Source organism: Mycobacterium sp. HM-7 (assembly GCF_053852335.1).
On record NZ_CM132657.1, the window covers coordinates 824,947 to 840,724 of the forward strand.

The 15,778-nt window shown below is 67.3% G+C and carries 13 protein-coding genes; 5 read left to right on the plus strand and 8 right to left on the minus strand.

Features of this window, described 5'->3' with window-relative positions; all coding sequences use genetic code 11:
* Positions 1-123 precede the first annotated feature (123 nt).
* On the plus strand, positions 124-1,734 hold the full coding sequence (locus tag ACWW1C_RS03955) for an alpha/beta hydrolase (RefSeq protein WP_455982233.1): 1,611 nt from the start codon (positions 124-126) through the stop codon (positions 1,732-1,734).
* Here ACWW1C_RS03955 and ACWW1C_RS03960 read toward each other — a convergent pair.
* Complete coding sequence (locus ACWW1C_RS03960; protein ID WP_455982234.1) at positions 1,715-2,536, minus strand: LLM class F420-dependent oxidoreductase; 822 nt, start codon at positions 2,534-2,536, stop codon at positions 1,715-1,717. The genes ACWW1C_RS03955 and ACWW1C_RS03960 overlap by 20 nt on opposite strands.
* Before the next feature lie 64 nt (positions 2,537-2,600).
* Between ACWW1C_RS03960 and ACWW1C_RS03965 the strand changes: the two genes are divergently transcribed.
* Genes ACWW1C_RS03965 through ACWW1C_RS03975 form a run of 3 tightly spaced genes read left to right on the plus strand, consistent with a single transcriptional unit; the run spans position 2,601 to position 6,184 of the window.
* Positions 2,601-4,115 (plus strand): MFS transporter, encoded by a 1,515-nt coding sequence (locus ACWW1C_RS03965; protein ID WP_455984133.1) that lies wholly within the window; start codon positions 2,601-2,603, stop codon positions 4,113-4,115.
* A gap of 46 nt (positions 4,116-4,161) precedes the next feature.
* Positions 4,162-4,971 carry a GNAT family N-acetyltransferase gene (locus ACWW1C_RS03970; protein ID WP_455982235.1) on the plus strand — a complete coding sequence of 270 codons (810 nt, stop codon included), beginning with the start codon at positions 4,162-4,164 and terminating at the stop codon, positions 4,969-4,971.
* The gene (locus ACWW1C_RS03975; protein WP_455982236.1) at positions 4,958-6,184 is read left to right on the plus strand and encodes a lysine N(6)-hydroxylase/L-ornithine N(5)-oxygenase family protein; all 1,227 of its coding nucleotides are present in this window, start codon (positions 4,958-4,960) and stop codon (positions 6,182-6,184) included. Before ACWW1C_RS03970 ends, ACWW1C_RS03975 begins: the two co-directional genes overlap by 14 nt.
* On the opposite strand, the gene ACWW1C_RS03980 is transcribed toward ACWW1C_RS03975, so the two are convergent.
* The 3 genes from ACWW1C_RS03980 to ACWW1C_RS03990 form a co-directional block, all read right to left on the minus strand.
* A complete protein-coding gene (locus tag ACWW1C_RS03980; RefSeq protein WP_455984134.1) occupies positions 6,174-7,400 on the minus strand; it encodes an Nramp family divalent metal transporter in 1,227 nt (408 codons plus the stop codon). The two genes, ACWW1C_RS03975 and ACWW1C_RS03980, sit on opposite strands and share 11 nt — an antisense overlap.
* Positions 7,401-7,473: 73 nt before the next feature.
* Positions 7,474-8,184, minus strand: coding sequence for a helix-turn-helix transcriptional regulator (locus ACWW1C_RS03985; RefSeq protein ID WP_455982237.1), 711 nt, complete (start codon positions 8,182-8,184; stop codon positions 7,474-7,476).
* 49 nt (positions 8,185-8,233) lie between these two features.
* Positions 8,234-10,009 (minus strand): AAA family ATPase, encoded by a 1,776-nt coding sequence (locus ACWW1C_RS03990; RefSeq protein ID WP_455982238.1) that lies wholly within the window; start codon positions 10,007-10,009, stop codon positions 8,234-8,236.
* A 74-nt stretch (positions 10,010-10,083) separates the two neighbouring features.
* Here ACWW1C_RS03990 and ACWW1C_RS03995 point away from each other — a divergent pair, with 74 nt between their 5' ends.
* The gene (locus ACWW1C_RS03995) at positions 10,084-10,974 is read left to right on the plus strand and encodes a LysR family transcriptional regulator (protein ID WP_455982239.1); all 891 of its coding nucleotides are present in this window, start codon (positions 10,084-10,086) and stop codon (positions 10,972-10,974) included.
* 68 nt (positions 10,975-11,042) lie between these two features.
* On the opposite strand, the gene ACWW1C_RS04000 is transcribed toward ACWW1C_RS03995, so the two are convergent.
* From ACWW1C_RS04000 to ku, 4 genes are all read right to left on the minus strand, one after another.
* Positions 11,043-12,659: a hypothetical protein gene (locus ACWW1C_RS04000; RefSeq protein ID WP_455982240.1), complete on the minus strand. Its 1,617-nt coding sequence runs from the start codon at positions 12,657-12,659 to the stop codon at positions 11,043-11,045.
* Positions 12,660-12,785: 126 nt separating this feature from the next.
* Positions 12,786-13,862 carry an NAD(P)H-dependent amine dehydrogenase family protein gene (locus ACWW1C_RS04005; RefSeq protein WP_455982241.1) on the minus strand — a complete coding sequence of 359 codons (1,077 nt, stop codon included), beginning with the start codon at positions 13,860-13,862 and terminating at the stop codon, positions 12,786-12,788.
* 11 nt (positions 13,863-13,873) lie between these two features.
* Positions 13,874-14,665 (minus strand): SDR family oxidoreductase, encoded by a 792-nt coding sequence (locus ACWW1C_RS04010; RefSeq protein ID WP_455984135.1) that lies wholly within the window; start codon positions 14,663-14,665, stop codon positions 13,874-13,876.
* 248 nt (positions 14,666-14,913) lie between these two features.
* Complete coding sequence (ku, locus tag ACWW1C_RS04015; RefSeq protein WP_455982242.1) at positions 14,914-15,741, minus strand: non-homologous end joining protein Ku; 828 nt, start codon at positions 15,739-15,741, stop codon at positions 14,914-14,916.
* Between the last annotated feature and the right edge of the window lie 37 nt (positions 15,742-15,778).

Consider the following 15,778-nt stretch of genomic DNA (forward strand, 5'->3'; position numbering starts at 1 on the left):
TGGGGGTGATGGGGTCCCCAGTATGCCGTAGGGATGAGCCGGCGCTCCGAGCATTAATGAAACAGGACAACCAATTTGTTCATTTTCCTCCCGTGTGCCGAGCTGCGGGCTAGCGTGCCGTTGATGACGCGGTGGTCCAGATCGGTATGGGTAATGCTGGCTTCGGGGTGTCTGGCGCTCTGGTTGCCGATCGCACCGGCGTGGGCCGACGACGCCGCCGGCACTGACCACAGCGCGGCCGAGGCATCAGCACAGACCGGGGTGTCTCAATCCGGGGTGACGAAGCCCGCGACCGACGGGCACGGGCGTGAGCTCGCCGAACACGTCCCCCGCAACAAGAAGTCCAAGGACTCCGCCAAACCTGGCAAGAGCAAGTCGGAGAAGCGAGCTACGGCCGAACCCGCGAGCCCGGAGAAAGTGGTGCGCGGGCCAGCGGTTCGGCCCAAGCCGACGGCTCCGCCGGTGAAGCTTCCGAATGCCTTGCCGGCCAAGTCGCCAACTGTGGTGGCCGCCGCGCAGCCGGCCTCAGCGACGACGTCGCAGCCGAGGGTCGTGGCCAAGACGGCGGCCGTCGCGGCGACCGGCACGACTACCGCCGCCGCGACGCCCATCGCGACCACGGTCGCGAAATCCGCACGGCCCACCCTGCTCAACATCATCGGATCGTTCGTGTTCAACGTCATCGGCGGCGCCATGCTCGCGTTCGCCGGCCCGCCGGTACTGCCGCGGGGCAGCACGGTCACGGTCAAGGTGTCCAGCCTGACCATGCCCGACACCGGGCAGAAGGTCCAGGCGAACTGGTATTTCCCGCAGAACGCGGATTCGACGACCCGGATGGTCTACTTCCAGCACGGATTCATGGCTGTCGCCCCGATGTACAGCTACACGCTGGCCGCACTGGCGCAGAGCACCAACAGCATCGTGGTGGCTCCGACGTTGTCCTCCAATGCGTTTGACTCCAAGGCCCGGTGGATCGGCGGCTCGGCAGACCAGCAGGCGGTGGCCGACCTGTTCGCCGGCGACCGCTCGGCACTGACCGAAAGCGCCAGTGCCGCAGCGGGACACGAGGTAGTGCTGCCCACCAATTTCGTCCTGGTCGGGCATTCGCTCGGCGGCGCGCTGGTCACCTCGGCTGCCGGCCGCATGGTGGACAACGGCGCCATCGCGCATCTGCAGGGCGTGGTCCTGATGGACTCGGTCGACCTGAACGGGGTCGTGCCCGCCGCGCTGCAGAAGCTGAGCGGCGCCGATTACCGGCCGATATACGACATTTCATCTGAGCCGTACGTCTGGAACATCGACGGTCTGGTCGGCCGCGAACTCGAAGCGGCCCGGCCCGGACAGTTCAACGGCGTCATGCTCGTCGGGGGTCGGCACATCGACGGATTACAGGGTGCGAACCCGGTGCTGCAGTTCGCCGAGTACGTGATCGCCGGCTTCTCGCGGTCGTCGAACGTCGAAGCGGTGAAGACGCTCGCCGGCGGCTGGATCAACGACATGTTCGCCGGTACCGACACCGGAATCTACGGCGCGCCGGGGCAGACCATCCCGATCGACACCAAAGCCGGTCCGGCCACCGCGGTGGCGTTGCCTTTCGCTTCCACCCGGCCGGTACAGGCCACGCCATGGGACGGCATCGCGCAGCTGATCCTGAACGCCGTGCTGCAGTTCGCCGTCTACGAGCCCATGGGCCAGGCCGGTCCCGCTCGGGCGGTCAGCGCAATTCTGCGATGACGTTCGCGAACTTCTCCGAATGCGGTTGCTGGACAATGAAGTAACTGACCCCGTAGCGCTCGCGCAACTCGCGGATCCGGTCGGCCATCTCGGTGGTGCTGCCGCTGAGCACACCGGGCGTCGTCATCAGTTCGGCATCGCTGACATCAGGCTGGAAATGCCGCGTCATCGACAGATTCGGGATGCCGGAGCCGTCGGTCGGTACCGCGGTGATGGCGAGGTTCAGTTCCAGCTCATCGAATCGGTCGCCGGCAGCGTTGCGCACGAACGAAATTCGCTCGGCGAGGGGATCGTGGTCATCGGTGGGCGGCCCGCCTCCGGTCAGCCCGATGATCTGTGCCTGCTGGGCGGCGACCGTCAGCAGCTTGTCACCGGCACCGGCGATCATCACCGGCACGTCGGGCAGGTTGGTGCGCAGGTGGGTGGTGACGTGCGCCAGATACTCGACTCGCTTTCCCGCGCTGGGGAACGGCAGCTCGGCGGCATCGAATTCTTCCTTGACGTACCCGGCACCGAGGCCCGTTTCGAAACGCCCCTCGGTCAGGTCGCGCATGGCAGCGATGTCGCGGGCCAGCAGCGCGGGCTTGTAGAAGCATGCGTTGAACACGAAGGTGCCCAGGTGCAGCGTGCTGGTCGCGGCGGCGGCGGTCGCCAGCACCGGAAACGGGGCCGGAGCGCCCAGATGGTCGGGCACCAGGAGGACGTCGTAGCCGAGGTCCTCGGCGCGGCGCGCCGCGTCCTGGACCGCTGACCCGCTGTCGGTGTGCCGCAAGCCGACGCCGAACCGGAAATCTCTCGTCATGTGTTCGACCTTACGGACGCGCGGGGCGTCCCCGCCGGTGCAAACTGCAGGTGTGAGCGCCAGACTGACCCTGACCGCGGTCTGCGTGGTGGTGTTCATGCTGCTGCTCGATATGACGATCGTCGCCGCGGCACTGGCCGACATCCAGGCTTCCCTGCACGCGCCCCTGTCGGGGCTGCAGTGGGTGGTCGACGCCTACGCCCTCCCGATGGCCGGTCTGCTGCTGACGGCGGCGACGGTGGGCGACCGGCTGGGGCGGCGGAAGTTGTACCTCGGCGGACTGGTGGTGTTCATGTTCGCCTCGGCCGGGTGCGCGCTGGCCCGCAACATCGACGTGCTCAACGGACTGCGGGCGGTGCAGGGCTCGGCCGGCGCGGTGCTGCTCGGGGTGTCGTTGCCGATGCTGGCGGCCGCGTTCCCCGATGCGCGGCAGCGCGCGGGCGCCATCGCGGCGTACGGCGCGGCGATGGGGGCGGGCGGTGCCGTCGGGCCGCTGCTGGGCGGCGCGCTGGTCACCGCGTACGGGTGGCCGTCGATCTTCCTGATCAACCTGCCGGTCGGCGTGCTCGCGCTGTACATCGTCATCTTCGCCGTTCCCGAGAGCGTCGTCGCGCGGTCCCGTCCGGTTGACGTCGGGGGCACCGTGGTGTTGACGGCGGCGCTGTTCGCTGGTGTGTACGTGCTGATCGAGGGCAACCGCTTCGGCTGGGCCAGCCCGATCATGTTGGGACTGAGTGCATTCTGTGTGGTCGCCCTGGCGGGCTTCGCGTTGCGCGAGTCCCGTCTGGCCGAGCCGATGCTCGACGTGCGGCTGCTTGCCGGTCCCGGCTTCGCCGGTGTCTCCGTGGCCGCGTTCGCCGCCTCCGGCACGCTGATCGCTTCGACGAACTACCTCGCGCTCTATTTCATGAACACGTTGGGGTTCAGTCCCTTCGGGGCGGGGCTGCGGGCATTGCCGCTGACGCTCGCCATCGTGGTGGGTGCTCCGACGGCAATGGTGGCGGCGCGGCGGATCCCGGTGGTGGCGACCATCCCCGCCGGCGTTGCATTGATTGCCGTGGGTATGTGGATGATGACCGCAGTAAACGCGAATACGACGTGGACGCACTTCATCTCGGGGTCGGTGGTGGCGGGGCTGGGACTCGGCGGACTGTCCGCGTTGACGTCGGACGCGGCGCTGCGCTTCGTGCCGGTTGCCGACGCCGGAATGGCGACGGGAACGGTCAGCACGGCGCGCCAGATCGGCATTCTGGCCGGCGTCGCCGGGCTCGGTGCATTGTTCAGCCGGCATGCGGGTGACCTTGCCGCATCGCGGCTTTCCGCAGTACCGGGCCTTCGAGTCGAAGCCGCCCGACAGCTGAGTGACGGGCTGGCCGCCGGCGCCGGTTTGCGGGCGCTCGAGGTCGTACCCGACCCGCTGCGTCCCGCACTTGCGACACTTGCGCGGGAAGCCGGTGCCGCCGGCATGCAGTCCGCGCTGACGGCTGCCGCCCTGGCCGCGACCACCGCCACATTGGTCGTGGCACTGCTCATCCGGACCGGCACCCGGCAAACATTTCGGACCGAGGCTGTGGATTAGCCAAAGTTGCTACGGCCGAGCCCGGATGCGGATATTTTCAAACGTTATGGTCGGTGCTGCTGTTCTCATCCCAGCGACCGATTCCGGCCGCTACAGCATCGTCATCTCCGACGACCCCGACGAGATCGAGGCGGCGCAGCGGCTGCGGTACCAGACATTCGCCGAAGAGTTGGGTGCCGCACTCCCACAAGCGATTCGCGGCCCGCGTACCGGCGAGATGATCGACGTCGACCGCTTCGACGCCTACAGCGATCATCTGCTGGCCCGGGATGAACAGACCGGGGCGATCGTCGGGTGCTACCGGCTGCTGCCCCCGGACGGCGCCAGCGCCGCCGGCGGCATCTTCACCGACACCAACTTCGTACTGGGCCCCGGCCTCGACGCGTTGCGGCCGTCACTGGTCGAGCTCGGTCGCGCCAGCGTGCATCCCGACCATCGCAGCGGCGCGGTGGGGGCCATGCTGTGGGCCGGCATCCTGCGTTATCAGGAACTGACCGGCTACCGGTGGGCGATCGGCAGTCTGTCGGTACGGATGGCGGATGGCGGCCCGCGCGGTGCACTGGTGCGCGGGGTTCTCGACCGCGCGTTCCGGAAGCATCCGGCACCGGACGAGTTCCGTGTCACGCCACGAAATCCAGTACAGGTCAACGGAATTCCACTGGCGGAGCTGCCCGACCCCGGCCGGGTGCGGATTCCGCCGATGGTGGCAGGCAGTCTGCGGATCGGCGGCGTGATCTGTGGGGAGCCGTCGTACGACCCGGAATTCGACATGGCCGACTTCGTCGTGCTGATCAACCGGGACATGGTGCATCAGCTGTACCTTTCTCGGCTCACCCGCAATCATGTCCAGACCTGAAATCCCCGACATGCTGGGGATCGGATTCGGGCCGTCGAATCTGGCGCTGGCGGTGGCCCTTGCCGAGCGCGGTGTGCGCGGCCGGTTCGTCGACGCCCAACCGCACTTCGGTTGGCACCGCGACATGTTGTTGCCCGGCACCCGGATGCAGATTCCGTTCCTCAAAGACCTGGCGACGCTGCGGAATCCGCAGAGCGCATTCACGTTCGTGAACTACCTGAGTGCGCGCGGCAGACTGGTCGACTTCATCGGCCGTCATGACGTGTTTCCCAGCCGGCACGAATTCCACGATTACCTGCAGTGGGCCGCCGACCAGTTCGCCGCCGACGTGCACTACGGCTGCCGCGTGGTCGGAGTGGCCGGGAGCGACGCCGGATTCGCGGTGCAGCTGGACCCCGGCGAGGTCGTCTCCGCGCGCACCCTGGTGCTGGGCACGGGCCTGCACCCGGTGCTGCCCGCCGGTACGCGGTCGAGCCTGCGGCAGTGGCACAGCCACCAACTGCTCAGCGCCCTGGCAGCCCTCGGTTCACTGGAACACGGCCGCTTCGCTGTGGTGGGCGCGGGGCAGAGCGCCGCCGAGGTGGTCGCCTACCTGCACCACACGTACCCGCTCGCCGAGGTGCACGCGGTGTTCGGCCGGTACGGGTACAGCCTCGCCGACGACAGCGCTTTCGTGAACCGGATCTTCGACCCCGCCGCGGTCGACGAGTTCTACGGCGCGGACAGCGTGGAACGTCAGCGGCTGCTCGACTATCACCGGTCGGCCAACTATTCGGCCGTCGACGTCGACCTCATCGCGGACCTGTATGAACGCGAGTACGGCGAACGCGTGAGCGGGGACCGTCGGCTGTTCCTGCACCGCGCCTGCAGAGTCACCCGCGCCGACGAAGATGACGCGGAGGTCCGGCTCGGCGTGCGCAACCTCATCGACAACACCACCGAGACGGTGCGCTGCGATGCCGTGGTCTACGCGACCGGATATGCGCCGATGGACGTGTCGGCGTTCCTGGGTGAGCTGGCGTCCTGCTATGAGTTCGACGACCGGGGCCACCCGATGGCCACCCGCGACTACAAGTTGGTGGCCAGGCCGGATGCGCCCGGCGACATCTATCTCAATGGCGCGACGGTCGAACACAGCCACGGGCTCGGCGCGACGCTGCTGTCGAACGTGGCCGTCCGCGGCGGGGAGATCGCGGCGGCGATCAGTCCGTGACGGTCAGGTAGATCAGGACCACATTCAGCACCGAAATCAGCACGGCCACAGCCCATCCCAGGGTCGTGACGACCCGGTGGTTGATGTGCTCGCCCATCACGGCGCGGTTGCTGGTGAGGCGGATCAGCGGAATCAGCGCGAACGGGATGCCGAACGACAACACGACCTGGGAGATCACCAACGCGCGGGTCGGGTCGAATCCGACGGCCAACACCACCAACGCCGGAATGACCGTGACGGCCCGGCGGAGCAGCAAGGGGTACGACCGGTTCAGGAGGCCCTGCATGATCATCGCGCCGGCGTACGCGCCGACCGACGAGGACGCCAGGCCCGAGGCCAGCAGGCCGATGGCGAAGCACAGCGCGATCGCCGGCCCCAGGGCATTGCCGACCGCGGCGTGTGCGCCGGCGATGGTGTCGGTGCCTTCGACGCCCTGCAGGTGCGTCGCCGCGACCAGCAGCATCGACAGGTTCACCGCACCCGCGACCACCATGGCCAGGCCGACGTCGTAGCGCGTGACGCGCAGCATGTGCCGCAGCGGAGCCCCGCTATCGGGCTTTCCGTGCCGGTCACGGGCGAGGCCGGAGTGCAGGTAGACGACGTGCGGCATGACCGTCGCACCCAGGATCGCGGTGGCCAGCAGGAGGCTCTCGGTTCCGGCGAAGTGGGGCACCACGCCGCCGAGGACGTCGCCGGGCGGGGGTGGATCGACGAACAGGCTGGTGAGGAACCCGATGGTGATGATCATCAGCAGCCCGGCGATGATCCGCTCGAATGCCCGCTGGCCGCTACGGTTCTGCACCGACAGCAGGCACATGGAGACCACGCCGGTGATGATGCCGCCGACGAGCATGGGCAGGTCGAACAACAGCTGAAGCGCAATGGCACCGCCTACCACTTCAGCGAGATCAGTTGCCACGGCGACCATTTCAGCCTGTACCCAGAATGCGATCCGGGTCGGCGTACGGCAGTTCTCGGCGACCAGTTCCGGCAGTGACCGACCGGTCGTCAGGCCCAGCTTGGCCGACAGGTACTGCACCAGCCCGGCCATGACGTTGGCCAGGAGGATGACCCACACCAGCAGGAAGCCGAACTTCGCGCCGGCGCTGATATTGGCCGCGACGTTGCCCGGATCCACGTAGGCGATGGCAGCGACGAACGCCGGGCCCAGCAGGGACCAGGTCGGGCGCGACGACGCACGGGTCTCGGTCAGCACTGCGCTCACTTTCTATCCGGGTCTGCGAATAGAAAAGTTAGGTTAGCCGAAATCTTGTGATTGGGGAAATGTCTCAGCCGGCGGTTGAACGCCCGTCGGGCGGCGGCGGGATGTCGCGGATCTGATGGCGGCTGGTGACACCCAGCTTCGGGAAAGAGCGGTAGAGGTATCCGGAGACGGTGCGCGTCGACAGTTGAAGTCGCGCCGCGATCTGCGGATTCGTCAGGCCGCGCCCGGCGAGGTAGACGACCTGATGCTCTTGGGGACTCAGGTGTTCGGTGGCGGGCGCGGCGGGTGCTGTCGCGGGGATGCCCGATGCGCGCAGCTCCCGGCCGCAGATGTCCAGCCACGGTCTGGCGCCCAGCGTCTCGAAGGTGGCCAGCGCGGCGGAGATGTGCCGGCGCGCTTCTTTGCGCCGTCGGGTTCGCCGCAGCCAACCCGAGTAGCTCAGTCGCAACCGGGCGCGCTCGAACGGCCATTGTTCGCCGGCGGGTTCGGCGAGGGCGCGGGCGAGGGTGTCGCCGACGTCCCCCACGTTGAGCAGCGCCGAGGCGTGGTGCACCAGCTGGTCGACGCGCGCGGAGCACGGCCGTGGCAGGTGAGTCAGAGCTGCGTTGAACCTGCGCTTCGCATCGTCCACCATGCCGGTCCGCACGGCTGCCTCGGCATAGTCGACGAGGGCACGGAAGGACACGTGCTGATGGAGCGGCGCACCGGAGTCGGTGAACAGTTCGGCCAGATGGCCGTAGGCCCCGAGGTCATTGCCGACCACGAGGTTGATCAAGCCGAGGACATGATGTGCCCGCGCCGCGTGCAATCGATGGTCCTGGAAATCAACGACGCTGAGCGCGGCGTCGATGTGATCGCGAGCTGACGTGGTGTCGCCGCGCCGCGACCGTCGCTCGAATCAGGTCTCCGGTAGCGGTGACCAGCGGTTGATCGCTGACAGCGCCGAGGGTCCGCAGCTGATTGGTGATCCGCAGTGCCTCGTCCCAGCGTCCGGAGTCGACGCATGACCAGGCCAGGATCGCCGTCGTCAGGGCGTGACCGTTCGTCGAATCATGTTGTGTCATCAGGGATTGCGCGACGCGCAGTGTTCGGATGCAGAGCTCGGATTCATCTGTCACACCGGCGGCCAGCCCGATCAGGCTGAGGTCCAGTGCGTCCAGGCCGTCGGGCAGCCGGGCGGAGAACGCGGCCATGTCGGCGCGTGCGCGCGGTGGGTCGGTGACCGCCCGCACCCACAGCCGCGATGTGGACGAGCTGCCGGTGGTGACCGGCATCGACTCGTCGAGGTGCCGCAGTGTCTGCGCTGTCCCTTGATACGCAGCCGGATCACCGGAGAGGAATGCCGCGGCGGCCGCGACGCGCAGCGGTTCCCAGGCCAGCGCGGGTTCCAGCGGCAGCGCTTCGTCGGCCACCGCCAGGAGGGTCGCGGCCGCCGCTCGCCCGTCGCGCCACATCGTGGCCATCCCGTCTGCGGTCAGTGCACGGATCCGGTCATGCGGGCTGCGGGCGGCACACGCCGCCGCATGGCCTCGGTGCCAGGCCTGACGCTGCGCCGACGCACTCAGGGCGTCGGCCAGGAGTCGGTGTGCGTCCTGGCGCGTGGTCAGCGGCGCTCCGTAGTACGCGGCAGATCGGATCAGCGGATTGATGGGCTTGATCCGTGCTGACTCCACCCGCACGACGCCCGCCGTCTCGGCTGGTGCCAGGACCGCCGGGTGCGCCAACGCGCCAGGGGGCAGCACGCGCAGGTCGTCGGCGGAGGCCGCAGCGACGACGACCAGTGCGGCACGCGTGGCGGCGGGAAGGTGGGCCAGATGCTGTGCGTAGACCGCATGGACGCTGATCGGCAACGGCAATGGGTCCGGTGGGCAGTCCGTCGTGGGCGTCGCGCCGGGAGCCGTGCCGGAAAAGTGGATGATCGCCGCGGCATTGCCCGCGGATTGCTTCACGATCTGCTCGCGGAGCAGTCCGCTGGGCGGTCTGGGTTGAGCCTCCAGCAGCGCGATCGTCTGGTCGAGATTCATTGGTGCGAGGAGAATTTCGATGGCCGACCGACCCGTCAGCCCGGTCGGGGCGACGGTGTCGGGCAGGGTCAGTACCACGGTGATCGGGCGGCCGGCGCTTCGGCGGGCGGCGAACAACAGGACGCTGCGAGACTGCTCGTCCAGCCAGTGCGCGTCGTCGACGGTGACGAGGACCGGCTGCCGCCGCGGCACTGCGTCCAAGAGCTCCAACAGTGCCGTGGCCAGTCTCGCGGTGTGGATCTGATCGCCGAACAGCGGTGTGCTGAAGAGGGTTTCGACGATGTTGGCACGACCGTAGGGGTTGGCTTCGGCGTCATTGAGCGCCCGCAGGAGCCGGTGTAGTCCACCCAGTGGCGTGCCCGTCTCGCCGGGCAGTCCGGCAATTCCGAGGACGCGATGGCCCAACGAGCGGGCTTGTCGCTCGGCCTCGGCGAGCAGGCGCGACTTGCCCGAGCCCAGTGCTCCCGAGATGACGATCACCTGTCCGTGCGGCGGGGACGCGATGGCGTCGCGCAAGGCCGTGAGTTCGTCGTCGCGCCCGATGAGCTGCGTCGACGCGGTATTCACAAGAACCATGAGACATCCGATCGGTCAACACGTCTAATGACAGATATTGATATGTCCCATCTATGACGTAGATAATCTGCGGCGTGGAGTTACGACAGGTCGAGCACTTCGTCGCGGTCGCCATCGAGGGCAGCTTTACCCGCGCCGCGCGTCGCGTCCACGTGGTGCAGTCCGCGATCTCGACATCGATTGCGAAGCTTGAGCGGGAGCTCGGTGTGCAGTTGTTCGACCGCTCCCGCCAGCAGATCGAGCTCACGGTGGCCGGCGAGCGTTTCCTGGCCCAGGCCCACGAACTGTTGCGCGTTGCGGGTTCGGCTGCCGAATCGGTGGCGTCCAGTCGCGGCCAGTTGATGGGTACGGTCGAGTTCGGATCATTGATCTCGTACGGCCCGATGAACGTCGCCCGCGTGCTCGGAGAGTTTCACCGCGAGCATCCCTTTGTGCGACTTCGGTTGCAACTCAACCAGGCCGGCGCCTCGGCCTACCTGTCGGCGCTTGTCGACGGCTCACTGGATCTGGCCCTCGTCTCGGTACCCAACAGATTCCCGCCGCAACTCGACATGCGGTTGATGTTCGAGGAACCGATGTTCTTCGTATGCCGCGACGATCACCCGATGGCATCGAAGAAAGTGGTCGGTCTGATCGACCTGGCGGACGAGGACCTGATCGGGTTTCCGCCGGATTGGGGCTTTCGTTCCTTGATGGACAACGCCTTTCTGGCGGCGGGGAGCCAGGTGCGGCCCGTGCACGTGATTCCGGCCGGCTTCTCGGTGGTCGGCGAACTGGTTCGCCAAGGGCTGGGGACAGCCTTCATGCCCGCGTCGGAATGCGCGGAATTCGAGGATCTGCGCGCCGTCGAATTGAGCCAAAGTGTCAGGTGGCAGGTCTATTTGGCATCCCAGTCGAAGGACCGTCTGACGCCGGCCACCGCAGCCCTGGCGGACATGCTGATTCAGGCGGCGGCGTCGGCCTAGTTTCCACGAGGGTCGGCTTGTGGTCGAGAATCATCGAGATTCTCGACCACAAGCCAACTTTCGTTGTGCTACTTGGCGTGACTGCTCGTGCTGCCCTTCGCGTGCCCGGCACCGTCGGACGCCTTGGCGGGCTTGATGCCGGTCTTGCCGGGTTTTGCCGGCTTGGGGTCGGACTTGGCGGGCTTCGAGCCGGGCTTGGCGTCGGACTTGGCATCCCCGCTCTTGTCGCCGCCCTTGGTGTGATCCGCACCCTTGTCCGCGCCCTTGGTGCCGGTCTGCCCGCTGCCCGTGGGAGCGGTGTCGGTGCTACCTCCGGCATCCGCGGGCTTGGTCGTCCCACTGTCGGTGCTTGAATCAGGCTTGGTGGCAACAGTTTTCGTGGGTGTGTCCGTCGCATTTGTGGGTGCGTCGGTCGTCGCCTCCGGCTTTGTGGTGTCGGTCTTCGTAGTGGTTTGGTCCACGGGCTTCGTGGTAGCTGTCTTCGACGGTGCTGCCGGCAGCGCCTTGACGACGGCGGCCGGCAGGGCGACCGTCGTCGCGTCGACGGCGGGTACCGCGTTGGGTGCGGTGGCCGCGGTGGCTGCGACAGCCGTCTTGGCCGTCGTGATCGGCGGCGGCTTGAGCGCATCGGCGACGAGCTTCTGCAGAAGCTGCAGTGCGGCAACCGGGCCCGGCAGGTTGACGGTGAAGCCCAGCGGTCCACTGCCGAGGCTGATGCCGAACGACGTCAGCAGCCCGCCGGCGTACAGCGGCACCCCGGGCAGGCCGGTGTCGATCACCGTCGACAGGTCCGGACCGTAGCCACCGTTGAGAACACCGTTGAGGATGGTCGCGGGAATCGAGATGACCGAGGTCGCCACCTTGCCGAGGTCTCCGGTCCGGGCGGCGTCGATGACGTGCTGGACCGAAGCGGCCAGCGCGGCTGGCGCCTGGATCAGCGGCCCGAGCAGACCACCGACGATCACGAGAGCATTCGACGGTTGCAGCCCGCCGAAGCCCTGGCCGAGCGTGTTGAGGACATTGACGGCGTTCTGCAGCGGGTTGGCGGCGATGGCCCCCAACGGCCCGAGCTTGTCGATCGCGCTGACGAGGCCTTGCAGCGGGTAGGCGATCGAGTTCAGGGCGGGCGTGAGCAGATTGGTCAGCGGGATCAACGCGTTCAAGCCCACCAGCAGCAGCTGATTGGTCGCGTCCTCGACGTTGCCCTTGGCGAGGTCGTTGACGGCGGCGGCCAGCAGCGGCGGTACCGCGGTCGTGAGGTTGGTCCCGATCTGGCCGAGCGTGGTGCCGAGTGCGTTCAACAGCGGCGGGGCCGACGGGAAGGGAACGGCCGGTTGCGGACTGGGATCGACCTTCACCGAACCGGGCGACGACACCAGTTTCAGCAGGTCCTGCAGGGCGGCGAGTTGGTTGTTGAGCGCTGCGGTCAGGATCGGTGTCGGCCCGTTGGTCTGTGCCGTGCTCACGATGGTCTGCAGGCTGGCGACGGTGTTCTTGAACGCTTCACCGAACGCGGCGAAGGGGTCGACGGCGGCGGTCAGACGTACCGCGGTGCGCTCGATCTGCGCTTCCATGTGGTGAATCTGGGTACTGACGGTCGGCGCCATGACCGGGGCGACGGCGATAGCCGCGGCCCCAGCCAAGGACACGCCGACGGAAGCGAACGGTCGAGCGGCGGTGTGCATAGCGGGCCCTTTCAAAAGGCTCAGAATCGGACAATCGGCGAACTGACTTCTGCGTAAGTTCGCCCTGATTCTGGCTTTGAGAGGTAGGGCACCCGCTAGCGACAAATGACTCTATTTTCGGCTGCGTCAGCTGGGGCGGTACAGCCCTTTCCCGGTGATGAGGGGCAGATCCAGTGTCGTGCGGATACCCGGTTCGGCGGCGACGACCGCGGGGATGGCGTTCACCACTCGTGCAGCTGTGGCAACGAGTCCCGCATGGTTGTGGTCGCCCTTGCGGCTGCTCAGACACAGGTCGAGGGCGTACGACGGCTCGCCGGTCACCTCGATCCGGTACGAGCCACCCTCCTGGGCGGGCTGCGGCCAGTCCGGGCAGAGGTCGTCGCGCAGCCGGGTGATGTGTTCCAGCACGACGGCCGGGTGGCCGTCCTTCATCCCGCGCACCTCGAACCGCATGGCGGCCGTGGTACCCGCCGGGATGTGGCCCGACGCGATGTCGAAGTCCTCGGGCGCCGGCACCCGGGTGTGCGTCTCGGTCAGTTCGTCGAGCTCGATGCCGAGGCCCGCGGCCAGCTGCCGCACGACGGAGCCCCAGGCCAGGCTCAGCACGCCGGGCTGCAGCAGCATCGGGAGCTCGTCGATGGGCTTGCCGAAGCCCATCACATCGAACATCACCGTCGCGCTGTCGTAGGTGGCGTAGTCGACGATCTCCATGCACCGGACCTGCTCGACGGTCTGGCAGGTGCCCATGAGTGCAAGGGGGAGAAGGTCATTGGCGAAACCGGGGTCGATGCCGTTGACGAATAGGGACGAGCCGCCTTCCTTGGTGGCATCTTCGAGCGGCGCGATGAGTTCGGCGGGCAGCACCTGCCACGGGTACTGCAGGAACACCGCCGCACTGGCCACCACGTTGACGCCCGCGGCCAGGATGCGCCGGTAGTCCTCCAGCGCCTCGGGCAACCGGTTGTCGGCCATGGCGGTGTAGACGACACAGTCCGGCTTCGCCGCCAGGATGGCGTCGAGATCGTCGGTGGCCTTGATGCCGGTCGAAACTTCCAGTCCGGCAAGCTCTCCGGCGTCCTTGCCGGCCTTGGCGGCGGAGGACACCCAGACGCCGGTCAGTTCGTAGGCGGGGTCATTGATGAGCTGAGTCAGGGCATGGCGGCCGACGTTGCCAGTGCCGACTGCGGCGACTTTGATAGGCATGAAGACGTTCCTCACAGGTCCGGGATGGGGAGATCAAGGTTGGGAAACGTGAGGCCGCCATCGACCTCCAGCACCTTGCCGGTGACGTAGGCGCCGGCCGGCGAGGCCAGATAGAGCGCTGCCGCCGCGATGTCCTCCGGGTCGCCGAGGCGGCGCATCGGGGTGGCCTTCTCCATGGGGTCGCGCAACGCCTCGTTGGAGGCGACGATGTCCAGCGCCGAGGTCAGGATGGAACCCGGTGCGATGCCGTTGACCCGGATCTTCGGGCACAGGTCCATTGCGGCGAGCTTCGTGTAGTGCGCCAGGGCGGCCTTGGCGGTGCCGTAGGCGGCGAATCCGCGGCCGGCCAGGCGGCCGACGGCCGAGGTGATGTTGATGATGCTGCCGCCGCCCGCGTGCTCCAGCATCAGCGGGACCGCCGCCTGCGTCAGCGCGTGCGCGGTGGCGACGTTGAAGGTGAAAGCGTCTTTGAGGTCCTGCGGCGACGTGTACATCAGCGGGCCTGGCATGGTGCCACCGACATTGTTGACGACGACATCTAGTCGGCCGAACGCCTCCACCGCCGCGGCGGCGAGCTTGGCGGTCTCGTCCGGATGGGCGAGGTCGGCGGCGATGACGTGCGCCTTGCGGCCGGCGGCTTCGACCTGCGCGGCGACCTCCTGCAACTGGGACTCGGTACGGGAGGCAATCACCACGTCAGCACCGGCTTCGGCGAATGCGACGGCGATGGCCGCGCCCAGGCCGCGGCCCGCGCCGGTCACTACCGCTACCTGATCGTCGAGCCGGAATCTGTCCAGAATCACGTGTGCCTCACTCGCTTCGTCGGGGTCGTTGTTAGGCACGCTAGCAAGTCTGAGGCGCCGCGGGAACGGATTTCTAGAACACGTTTCAATTGCTTTCGGAAGCGCGGCGACCTGGCCGGTCGCTGCCTGCCGTCCGGGGTGCTACGGCGAGAGTGCAGGTTCGGGCGGGATCTCGCGCAGAAACCGAACACAAGCGACACATTCGCCGTAGGTGCCCGGGGACGTCCGTGCGAGAGACGGCCGGCTGCTCAGGACTTCCGGGACTTCGCGCCGGCCTTCGTGGTGGATTTCCGCGACTTCACGCTGGCTTCCAGCTTGGCCAGCAGATCGGAGACATCTTCGGTGGCATCCAGCTCGGTCGCCGCTTCTTCGGTGGTGAACGCCTCGCCGCCGGCGATCTTGGCTTCGATGAGCTCTTCCATCTGCTCGCGGTAGGTGTCGCGGAACTGCTCGGGCTGGAAGTCCTCTGTCATCGAGTCCACGACCTGGCCGGCCATCGTCAGCTCGGCCTTCTTGATCTCGACTTCCTTGTCCAGCACCGGGAAATCCGGATCGCGGATCTCGTCGGGCCAGAGCAGCGTGTGCACGATCATCACGTTGCGCTTGCCGAAGTCCTTGACCCGCAAGGCCGCCAGCCGCGTCTTGTTGCGCAGCGAGAAGTGCACGATGGCCACGCGGTCGGTCTGCGCCAGCGTTTGGGCCAACAGCACGTACGACTTCGACGACTTCGAGTCCGGCTCCAGGAAATAACTCCGGTCGTACATGAGCGGATCGATCTGCTCGGCCGGGACGAACTCGACGACCTCGATCTCGCGGCTGCGCTCTTCGGGCAGCGTGGCGACGTCCTCGTCGGTGATGATGACGGTCTGGCCGTCCTCCGATTCGAAAGACTTGGCGATGTCCCGGAACTCGACGACCTCGCCGCAGACCTCGCACACCCGCTTGTATCGGATGCGGCCGTTGTCCTTGGCGTGCACCTGATGAAACTTGATGTCGTGATCCTCGGTGGCGCTGTACACCTTCACCGGCACATTGACCAGTCCGAAGGCGACTGACCCCTTCCAGATGGACCGCATACCCCAGTATGGCCCATGATCGCGCCGCGGCTTGGAT